We start from the raw sequence: 8,124 nt of genomic DNA, 5'->3' as shown, positions 1-8,124 counted from the left end.
GGGCCGCCCGATGTCCCCGCCGCCCGGTCGGCCCTCGCCGTCCTCGCCCTCCTTGCCGTCCTCGCCGCCCTTCGACGTCCCCCCGCGCCTCCCACACCCCACCGGCACCACCGTTCCCACCGCCTCCGCCACCCCGTTCCGCGGGCGGCGGACGGCGGGGCGGTGTGACCGAGAAGTGAAAATTCGCCCTTCCGTGGGTGAACGGTCTGTGGTTGAGTTTGCGCCATCGCACAGGGGGAGGGCGGGAAAGGAATCACGGCTATGCGGTCGATCCATGTCCGGATCATCGTCGTATGTGCAGTTCTGATGGCGATCGGGGCGGGCGTCTGGCAGTTGCTGCCGGCGGGGCAGGGCAACGGCAGGCCGATTTACGTCGGCACGACCGACGAGGTCACCTCGCTGGACCCGGCCGGTTCGTACGACTCCGGTTCCTGGGCCCTCTACAGCAACGTCTACCAGTCGCTGCTGACCTTCGAGCCCGGCTCCACCACCCCGGTCCCCGACGCCGCCAGCGCCTGCGGCTTCGCCGGCTCGTCGCTCACCACGTACGAGTGCACCCTGCGGGAGGGCCTGACCTTCTCCAACGGCCGCGAGGTGACCGCGCGGGACGTGAAGTACTCGTTCGACCGGATGCTCGGCATCGCCTCGGACGTCGGTCCGGCGGCGCTCTTCCCGACGCTGGACAGCGTCACCGTCCGGGACCGCAAGGTCATCTTCAGGCTGGCCGCCCGGGACGCGACGTTCCCGCTGAAGCTCGCCACCGGCGCGGGCGCGATCGTCGACAGCACCCGCTACCCGAAGGACAAGCTGCGCGAGGACGACGCCGTCGACGGCTCCGGCCCGTACGTGCTGTCCGAGTACCGGCCGGGCGTCCGCGCCATGCTGGAGCCCAACCCGCACTACCGGGGCGCCCTGAAGCGCCCCGGCACCCCGATCGAGGTGCGGTACTTCACCGAGGCCGAGCAGCTCGCCGTCGCCTGGCGCAACGGCGACGTCGACGTGACCCACCGGCAGCTCCCGCCCCAGATGGTCTCCACGCTCGACGAGAGCAAGGACGACGTCCGGGTGACGGAGGTGCCCACGGGAGAGATCCGCAGCATCGTCTTCAACGTCCGCAAGGGCTCGGCGGCGGCGGAGAAGGCGGTGCGGCAGGCGATGGCCGCGCTGGTCGACCGCAACCTGATCGCCAGCGGCCCGCACCACTCGACGGTGGAGCCGCTGTACTCGCTGATCCCGCGCGGCTTCATCGGCCACAGCACGCCCTTCTTCGACCTCTACCCCGACGGGAAGGAGGCCGTGGACCTGGCGCGGAAACTACTGCGCGACGCGAACATCGACACGCCCGTCAGCATCACCTACGCCCATCGCACCGGGGAGACCTGGGCGGCGGAGGCGGCCGAGCTGCGCCGCCAGCTGGAGGCGACCGGGCTGTTCCGGGTGAAGGTCGTCTCCGCGGAGTGGAAGGAGTTCCAGAAGGGCTACACCGAGGGCGCCTACGACGCGTACGGGCTCGGCTGGCTCCCGGACTTCCCCGACTCCGACAACTTCACCCAGCCGCTGGTCGGCCGGGACAACGCCCTGCAGAACGCCTACGCCAGCCCTCGCATCGACCGGCTCATCGCCGCCACCCAGCAGCACAGCGACCGGGCCAGGGCCATGGACGGCTTCAAGGAGATCCAGGCGCAGGTCGCCGAGGAGGTGCCGATGCTGCCGCTGTGGCAGGGGAAGGACTACGTCCTGAGCAGCCCGGACGTCACGGGCGCCCAGTACCTCTCCGACGGCACCGGCATCTGGCGCCTCTGGGAACTCCACTGGCTGTAACCGCCCCGGACAAGGGCGCCCCGCCTCCCCGCGAGGCGCCCTTGTCCGGGGNNCNGCCCCACGCCCCCCGGCGGGGTGGGCCCGTACCGTCAGGATTCGGTGACCGTGATGGCGTGGACCGGGCAGGCGCGGGCCGCCTCCCTCGCCATCGGATGGCCGGGGTCGTGCTCCGGCCGCAGGGCGCCGTAGCCGTCGTCGTCCTGGGTGAACACCTCGGGGGCGGTGAGGGCGCACTGGCCCGCCCCGATGCAGCGGTCCTGATCGATGGAGATTCTCATGGCCCCCACCCTCCTCACCAGACCACCGGCAACTCCACCATCCCCTGGAGCGTGTCGCCGGGTTTGAACGGAATCTCCTCCGCCGGGACCGCCAGCCGCAGTCCCGGGAGCCGCGCCAGCAGCGCCCCGAGGGCGATCTCCATCTCCGCCCGCGCCAGGTTCTGCCCCAGGCACTGGTGGATGCCGAAGCCGAACGCCAGGTGGTGCCGCGCCGACCGCCGCCAGTCGAGGACGTCGGGGTCCGCGTAGACCGAGGCGTCCCGGTTGATCAGCGACGTCGGGAACACCACGCCCTCACCGGCGCGGATCACCGTCCCGGCCACCTCGACGTCCTCCCGCGCGAACCGCAGCATTCCGTCCGCGATCGACAGGAACCGCAGCAGCTCCTCCACCGCCGCCGGCAGCAGCGACGGGTCGGCCCGCAGCTCCGCCAGCCGCTCCGGGTGGCGCAGCAGCGTGAAGACGCCGAGCGACAGCATGTTGGCGGTCGTCTCGTGCCCCGCCACCAGCATCAGCATCGCCAGGTCGACCAGCTCCTGCCGGCCCATCAGCCCCGTGGCGTACCGCTCCACCACGAGCTGGTCCAGCAGCCCGTCCCCGGGCGCGGTCCGCTTGGCGTCGACCAGGCCGCCCAGGTACTCCTCCAGCCGGTCGGACGCCTCGACGCTGTCCTCCGCGCGGGGACCGCGCAGCGCCCGCCGGGACTGCTCCTCGAAGAACTCGTGGTCCTCGTACGGCACGCCCAGCAGTTCGCAGATCACCATCGACGGCACCGGCAGCGCGTACGCGCCCACCAGCTCCGCGGGCGGGCCCTGTTCGACCATCCGGTCCAGCAGTCCGTGCGCGATCCGCTCGATGTCCGGCCGCATCGCCGCGGTCCGCTTCAGCGTGAACCACGGGATGAACGGCCTGCGCCGCTCGTTGTGCACCGGATCGTCCTCACCGAGCATCACGACCCGCCGCCGGGTGCGGAGTGCCGCCGCCCGCTCGGTGGGGAGGGGGAACGCCGGGTCGGTGGAGTCCGTCGACAGCCGCGGGTCGGCGAGGAGCTCCCGCGCCGCGGCGTGGCCGGTGACCATCCAGACGCGGCGGCCGTCGTAGAGGGTGGCGCGGGCGAGCGGGCGCTCGTCGCGCAGGGGGTCGTAGGCGGTCGGCGGGTGGTAGGGACAGGTGCGGTCCTGCGGGAAGCCGACCACGTCCGTGGATTCCGTCATACCTCCATGGATGCCCGCTGCATCCATCGTTTCGAGCCCGGAACCGGCCAAAGTCGCGCGCCGCGCGGGCGGTACGTTTCCCCCATGTCATTCGAGTTCCAGCCCACGCTCGTGGGCGAGCTGGTGGAGGTCCGGCCGCTGCGGGCGGAGGACTTCGACGGGCTCCACGCCGTCGCCTCCGACCCCCTGCTCTGGGAGCAGCACCCCTACCCCGACCGCCACCGCGAGGAGGTGTTCCGGGCGTTCTTCGAGGACGGCCTGGCGTCGGGCGGGGCCCTCGCCGTCGTGGACCGGGCGGACGGCCGGCTCATCGGCTCGTCCCGCTACGACGGCTACGACCCGGAGCGCGGGGAGGTGGAGATCGGCTGGACGTTCGTCGCCCGGTCGCACTGGGGCGGCGCCTACAACGGGGAGCTGAAGCGGCTCATGCTGGGGCACGCCTTCCGGTTCGTCGACGCGGTCCGCTTCCGCGTGGGCACGGACAACCTCCGCTCGCGGCGGGCCGTGGAGCGCCTGGGCGCGCGGCTCGTCGGCCCGGCGCCCGGGGACGGCGGACCGGCGCACGTGCTCTACCGCCTCCACGCCCCGCGCTGAACCGGCCCGGCGGCGGAGGCGTACGCACGGGCCGGGCGGGTCCTCCCCGGCCGCGTGCGCCCGGACGCGGAGAAGGCCCGCCTCCGGGGAGGCGGGCCTTCTCGCTGCGGCGCGTCAGCAGCGGTGCGTCAGCGGTGGCGCATCAGCGGTGGCGCGTCAGTAGCGGCGCGTGATCAGCGCGCGCTTGACCTCGGCGATCGCCTTGGTGACCTCGATACCGCGCGGGCAGGCGTCCGTGCAGTTGAACGTGGTGCGGCAGCGCCACACACCGTCCTTGTCGTTGAGGATCTCCAGGCGCTGCTCCGCCGCCTCGTCGCGCGAGTCGAAGATGAAGCGGTGGGCGTTGACGATCGCGGCCGGGCCGAAGTACTGCCCGTCGTTCCAGAACACCGGGCAGGAGGAGGTGCAGGCGGCGCACAGGATGCACTTCGTCGTGTCGTCGAAGCGCTCCCGGTCCTCCGCGGACTGCAGCCGCTCGCGGGTCGGCTCGTTCCCGGACGTGATCAGGAACGGCATCACGTCCCGGTACGCCTGGAAGAACGGCTCCATGTCGACCACGAGGTCCTTGAGGACCGTCAGGCCCTTGATGGGCTCGACCGTGATCGGCTTCTCCGGGTTGATGTCCTTGATCAGCGTCTTGCACGCCAGCCGGTTCTTGCCGTTGATCCGCATGGCGTCGGAGCCGCAGATGCCGTGCGCGCAGGAGCGGCGGAAGGTCAGCGAGCCGTCCAGGTCCCACTTGATCTTGTGGAGGCCGTCGAGCACGCGCTCCTTCGGGTCGATCTCGACCTGGAAGTCCTGCCACTGCGCCTCGTCCGACACCTCGGGGTTGAAGCGGCGGACCCGGAACGTGACCGTTATGTAGGGGGAGACGTCGGCCTTGGCGGCCGTCTTCTCCAGGGTCGGGGTAGCCATCAGTACTTACGCTCCATCGGCTGGTAGCGGGTCTGGACGACCGGCTTGTAGTCGAGGCGGACGGTCTCGGTGCCGTCGTCGCCGACCTCGCGGTACGCCATGGTGTGACGCATGAAGTTGACGTCGTCGCGGTTCGGGTAGTCCTCGCGGTAGTGACCGCCGCGGGACTCCTTGCGGGCCAGCGCCGAGACGGCCATGACCTCGGCCAGGTCGAGCAGGTTGCCCAGCTCGATGGCCTCCAGCAGATCGGTGTTGTACCGCTTGCCCTTGTCCTGGATGGCGACGTTCCGGTAGCGCTCGCGCAGCTCGCCGATCTTCTCGACCGCGGTCTTGATGGTCTGCTCGGTGCGGAACACCATGACGTTGGCGTCCATGGTCTCCTGCAGCTCGCGGCGGAGCTCGGCGACCCGCTCGGTGCCCGTGGAGTTGCGCAGGCGCTCGACCTGCTCCTGCACGAAGGACGCCGGGGCGTCCGGCAGCTCGACGTAGTCGGCCTTCGCGGCGTACTCGGCGGCGGCGATGCCGGCGCGGCGCCCGAAGACGTTGATGTCGAGCAGCGAGTTGGTGCCCAGGCGGTTGGCGCCGTGCACGGAGACGCAGGCGACCTCGCCGGCCGCGTACAGGCCCGGGACGACGGTGGTGTTGTCCGCCAGGACCTCGCCCTCGACGTTCGTCGGGATGCCGCCCATCGCGTAGTGCGCGGTCGGCTGGATCGGGATCGGGTCCGTGTACGGCTCGATGCCGAGGTACGTGCGGGCGAACTCGGTGATGTCCGGGAGCTTGGCGTCCAGCTGCTCCGGCGGGAGGTGCGTCAGGTCCAGGAAGACGTGGTCGCCCTCGGGACCGCAGCCGCGGCCCTCGCGGATCTCCGTGTAGATGGAGCGGGAGACGACGTCACGGGACGCGAGGTCCTTCATGACCGGCGCGTACTTCTCCATGAAGCGCTCGCCGTCCTTGTTGCGGAGGATGCCGCCCTCGCCGCGGGCGCCCTCCGTCAGCAGGATGCCCATGCGCCAGATGCCCGTCGGGTGGAACTGGAAGAACTCCATGTCCTCCAGCGGCAGCCCGCGCCGGTACACGGCCGCCTGGCCGTCGCCGGTCAGGGTGTGCGCGTTCGACGTCACCTTGAAGAACTTGCCGCAGCCGCCGGAGGCGTAGATGACGGCCTTCGCCTGGAAGATGTGGATCTCGCCGGTGGCCAGCTCGTACGCGACCACGCCGGCCGACTTCCTGACCCCGTCGACCTCGGTGATCAGCTGGTCCAGGACGTAGAACTCGTTGAAGAACTCCACGCCCTCCTTGACGCAGTTCTGGTACAGCGTCTGGAGGATCATGTGGCCGGTGCGGTCCGCGGCGTAGCAGGACCGGCGGACCGGGGCCTCGCCGTGGTTGCGGGAGTGGCCGCCGAAGCGGCGCTGGTCGATGGTGCCGTCCGGAGTCCGGTTGAACGGCAGGCCCATCTTCTCCAGGTCGAGGACGGCGTCGATGGCCTCCTTCGCCAGGATCTCGGCGGCGTCCTGGTCGACCAGGTAGTCACCGCCCTTGACCGTGTCGAAGGTGTGCCACTCCCAGTTGTCCTCCTCCACGTTGGCCAGCGCGGCGGCCATGCCGCCCTGCGCGGCGCCCGTGTGGGAGCGGGTGGGGTAGAGCTTCGTCAGCACGGCGGTGCGGCTGCGCTTCGTCGCCTCGATGGCGGCGCGCATGCCCGCGCCACCGGCGCCGACGATGACGGTGTCGTACTTGTGGATCTTCATGGTGTGGATTGCCCCAGCCCGTGCCTAGCGGATGTTCGGGTCGAAGGTGAAGATCACCAGCGTGCCCAGAAGGATGGTGAACACCGTCGCGGTGTACAGCAGGCCCTTGAGCCACAGGCGCGTGTTCGGGCGCTCGGCGTAGTCGTTGATGACGGTACGCAGGCCGTTGGCGCCGTGGAGCATCGCGAGCCACAGCATCAGCAGGTCCCAGACCTGCCAGAACGGGGACGCCCAGCGGCCCGCCACGAAGGCGAAGCCGATCTTGGAGACGCCGCCGTCCAGGACGAGCTGGATCAGCAGGTGGCCGATGACGAGGACGACGAGGACCACGCCGGACACGCGCATGAACAGCCACGCGGCGAGCTCGAAGTTGCCTCGCGTCGACTTCGGGCTCCGCTTGGTCCGCTTGCGGGGCGGGTCGATCAGCGGTGCCGGGTTGTCGGCGTCGTACAGGCTCACGCCCTCGACGGGCCCGACGGGGGACTTGGAGAGGTCAGCGGACATGTCTGGCGTCAGCTCCCGAACAGTTCACGTGCGGCGTGGCCGAGGACGGGGTAGAGGGCGCCCGCCATCAGCACGATCCAGATGCCCACGACGGCCCAGAGCATCTGCTTCTGGTAGCGGGAGCCCTTGACCCAGAAGTCCACGGCGATGACGCGCAGGCCGTTGAGCGCGTGGAAGAGGATGGCGGCCACCAGGCCGTACTCCAGCAGCGCGACGATCGGCGTCTTGTACGTCGCGACGACTTCGTCGTAGGCCTCGGGCGAGACGCGGACGAGCGAGGTGTCCAGTACGTGTACGAACAGGAAGAAGAAGATGAGGACGCCGGTGACTCGATGAGCCACCCACGACCACATCCCTTCCCGGCCGCGGTACAGCGTTCCAGCCGGCACGGAAAAACCCTCCGGGAGCGGTGATCAGGGTCGGCCGGCTTCTCTGTCGGTCGGACCCGGCCGGGTACGGTCCACCGGCCCCGGTCATGGTAGCCACGACTTGCCGCTCACCTCACGCGGGGTCCGCAGATGTGATCGATCAGGCAGGCAAACAGGCTCGGACGGCCTACTGAGGGCCATGGGAACGGTACCTCAGGTGACGATGCGGACAAGTCGCACCCGGATGAGGCGCCGGAGCTCCTCGGTGGCGATGCCCCGCTCCTCCTCGGGTTCGTTGCCGAGTCGTGACCTGATGTCGCTCACCAGCCGGCCCGGGTGCTCGTCGGGCTCCTCGGCGTCGAGGCAGACGACGAAGGGATGGCCGAAGCGCGCCAGGTACGCGTCGTGCGCCGCGCACAGGGCGGTGCGGGCCGCCGGGCAGGTGCCGGACGGAAGCACCGGCGCGGCCTCGGAGCCCAGCGCCTCGTCGAGGTCGGCCCCCGACAGGTCGCAGGCCGCCTCGTCGGCGGCGGCGAGGAGCACTTCGACGGTCGGGTAGGGGCGGTGGGCGGCGACGCGGCGCGCCCAGTGGCGGCTCCCGCAGCAGGCCAGCAGGGACGCCTCCGCGTCGGCGGCGGGCGCGGCGTTGAACAGGGCGAGCCGGCCGGCCGGGCGG

At 70.8% G+C, this 8,124-nt stretch carries 9 protein-coding genes; 2 read left to right on the top strand and 7 right to left on the bottom strand.

The annotated features are described in order from the left end of the window. The first annotated feature begins 261 nt into the window (after positions 1–261). The gene (locus tag MW084_RS04460; protein ID WP_029553275.1) at positions 262–1,821 is read left to right on the top strand and encodes an ABC transporter substrate-binding protein; all 1,560 of its coding nucleotides are present in this window, start codon (positions 262–264) and stop codon (positions 1,819–1,821) included. A gap of 89 nt (positions 1,822–1,910) precedes the next feature. Here the strand turns inward: MW084_RS04460 and MW084_RS04455 are convergent, their stop codons facing one another. Both MW084_RS04455 and MW084_RS04450 read right to left on the bottom strand, forming a co-directional pair. Next, on the bottom strand, positions 1,911–2,099 hold the full coding sequence (locus MW084_RS04455; RefSeq protein WP_010468424.1) for a ferredoxin: 189 nt from the start codon (positions 2,097–2,099) through the stop codon (positions 1,911–1,913). Positions 2,100–2,113: 14 nt separating this feature from the next. Further along, on the bottom strand, positions 2,114–3,313 hold the full coding sequence (locus tag MW084_RS04450; RefSeq protein WP_010468423.1) for a cytochrome P450: 1,200 nt from the start codon (positions 3,311–3,313) through the stop codon (positions 2,114–2,116). A gap of 84 nt (positions 3,314–3,397) precedes the next feature. On the opposite strand from MW084_RS04450, the gene MW084_RS04445 reads away from it, so the two are divergent. Then, positions 3,398–3,907 carry a GNAT family N-acetyltransferase gene (locus MW084_RS04445; protein ID WP_010468420.1) on the top strand — a complete coding sequence of 170 codons (510 nt, stop codon included), beginning with the start codon at positions 3,398–3,400 and terminating at the stop codon, positions 3,905–3,907. A gap of 156 nt (positions 3,908–4,063) precedes the next feature. On the opposite strand, the gene MW084_RS04440 is transcribed toward MW084_RS04445, so the two are convergent. The 5 genes from MW084_RS04440 to MW084_RS04420 form a co-directional block, all read right to left on the bottom strand. Further along, entirely contained in the window at positions 4,064–4,822 is a 759-nt protein-coding gene (locus tag MW084_RS04440; RefSeq protein ID WP_010468418.1) for a succinate dehydrogenase iron-sulfur subunit, read from the bottom strand. Continuing rightward, positions 4,822–6,576: a succinate dehydrogenase flavoprotein subunit gene (sdhA, locus tag MW084_RS04435; protein ID WP_010468416.1), complete on the bottom strand. Its 1,755-nt coding sequence runs from the start codon at positions 6,574–6,576 to the stop codon at positions 4,822–4,824. The genes MW084_RS04440 and sdhA overlap by 1 nt, the downstream gene beginning before the upstream one ends. Positions 6,577–6,600: 24 nt before the next feature. Beyond that, on the bottom strand, positions 6,601–7,080 hold the full coding sequence (locus MW084_RS04430; RefSeq protein WP_010468413.1) for a succinate dehydrogenase hydrophobic membrane anchor subunit: 480 nt from the start codon (positions 7,078–7,080) through the stop codon (positions 6,601–6,603). Positions 7,081–7,088: 8 nt separating this feature from the next. Continuing rightward, the gene (gene sdhC / locus MW084_RS04425) at positions 7,089–7,469 is read right to left on the bottom strand and encodes a succinate dehydrogenase, cytochrome b556 subunit (RefSeq protein WP_010468411.1); all 381 of its coding nucleotides are present in this window, start codon (positions 7,467–7,469) and stop codon (positions 7,089–7,091) included. 192 nt (positions 7,470–7,661) lie between these two features. After that, a partial coding sequence (locus MW084_RS04420; protein WP_420833728.1) for a 2-oxo-4-hydroxy-4-carboxy-5-ureidoimidazoline decarboxylase occupies positions 7,662–8,124 on the bottom strand: 463 nt, incomplete at its 5' end.

The organism is Streptomyces sudanensis (assembly GCF_023614315.1).
Taxonomy (GTDB): Bacteria; Actinomycetota; Actinomycetes; order Streptomycetales; family Streptomycetaceae; genus Streptomyces; species Streptomyces sudanensis.
This window is presented reverse-complemented; position numbering and strand designations above follow the sequence as displayed.